We start from the raw sequence: 1,530 nt of genomic DNA, 5'->3' as shown, positions 1-1,530 counted from the left end.
AGAACTGGAGCGTATCGAGGCCGGGAATGGCGTGGATGGCGAGCTGCTGGACACCATCCGGCTGATCGCCGCCATCATGGGCGGCATGAGGGAGGATTGATAGATGGATAGATTGCAAGAGAAAACGACTGCCCCATATCCGCCTGTTGGCGCAGACGGGGGACAGTCGCTCTCACAAAAACCTAACCAAAGTATAGCAGAGGGCGTGACAGAACACAAGCCCCCGGAAAGAGATTTGGAGGAAATCCTGCGGCAGATAAGCCGGGTCAATGACCCGGCCTATCTGCCTACCGTGTCTATGAATGACCTCTACGAACAGGTGTACCCCGGCAGACCTCCTGTGGTAGACGGTCTGCTCTATGCGGGGACATATCTCTTTGTGGGCGCTCCCAAGGTGGGCAAGTCCTTTCTCATGGCCCAGCTTGCCTATCATGTGAGTATGGGCCTTTCCCTGTGGGGGTATGAGGTGCGCCAGGGGACAGTCCTCTATCTGGCCCTGGAGGACGATCACCGCCGCTTACAGGAGCGGTTGTACCGGATGTTTGGGGTAGAGAGTACCGGAAACCTGTTCTTTGCCATCGGAGCCAAGCAGCTCGGCGGTGGCCTGGAGGAGCAGTTAAAGGGCTTTGTCCGGGAACACCCGGACACCCGGCTTATTATCATCGACACCCTGCAAAAAGTACGGGAGGAGGACGGCGGAAAGTACAGCTATGCCAACGACTACGAGGTAATTACCAAACTGAAACGGTTTGCCGATGGAAACGGGGTCTGCCTCCTGGTGGTACACCACACCCGCAAGCAGCAGGCCGATGATAAGTTTGATATGATCTCCGGCACCAACGGCTTATTGGGTGCGGCAGACGGGGCCTTCCTGCTCCAAAAGGAGCGGCGGACAGACAACGCCGCCACCCTGGACATTTCCGGGCGGGATCAGCAAGACCAGCGCCTCTACCTCAAACGGGACGAGGAACGGCTTGTGTGGGAGCTGGAGCGGCGGGAAACGGAGCTGCGGCAGGAGCCGCCTGACCCGGTGTTGGAGGCTGTTGCCGCCCTGGTGACGGCGGAACGGCCAGAGTGGAGAGGGACGGCCACGGAACTTGTCACCGCCCTGGAGCTGGATATGAAACCCAATGCCCTGGCTATGCGGCTGAATGTCCGGGCATGGCGGCTGTCCTATGAGTACCACATCCACTATGAAAGCGCCCGAACCCATGCCGGACGGAGTATCAGCCTTACGCTGGAGGAACCCCAGGCGTGACGACCGTGACGGCTGTGACAGCTTTTTGGAGTGCGGAGGCGGTGTGCAAAACATCGTCACGGTCGTCACGGCTGTCACGGGGAGCGGGGGCGAAAGTCAAGGGGGCATACCTGCGGGTGGAGATTGCCGCAAGGCAATACAACCCGTACCCCTTGACTTTCACCCCACGGAAAACACTTGCCGGGCGGTGGAAAGGCCCCTGGCCTTTCCACCCTGCCCAACGGCGAGTGACAAAGTTTAGGCGGGGTGCAGGGTGCCCTTTTCAAAGGGCG

Annotated in this window: 1 protein-coding gene; it reads left to right on the top strand. The window is 59.5% G+C overall.

Annotation, left to right across the window (positions count from 1 at the left end; translation table 11 throughout):
* Nucleotides 1-103 precede the first annotated feature (103 nt).
* Nucleotides 104-1,258, top strand: a complete 1,155-nt coding sequence (locus B5G34_RS18130) for a helicase RepA family protein (protein ID WP_087340692.1) — start codon at nt 104-106, stop codon at nt 1,256-1,258.
* Nucleotides 1,259-1,530: the final 272 nt, after the last annotated feature.

The sequence above is a fragment of the Flavonifractor sp. An82 genome (genome assembly GCF_002159265.1).
Taxonomy (GTDB): Bacteria; Bacillota; Clostridia; order Oscillospirales; family Oscillospiraceae; genus Flavonifractor.
This window is presented reverse-complemented; position numbering and strand designations above follow the sequence as displayed.

Excerpts from the sequence above, each read along its gene's own strand:
- B5G34_RS18130 (WP_087340692.1), top strand. The coding sequence starts at position 104 with ATGGATAGATTGCAAGAGAAAACGACTGCCCCATATCCGCCTGTTGGC.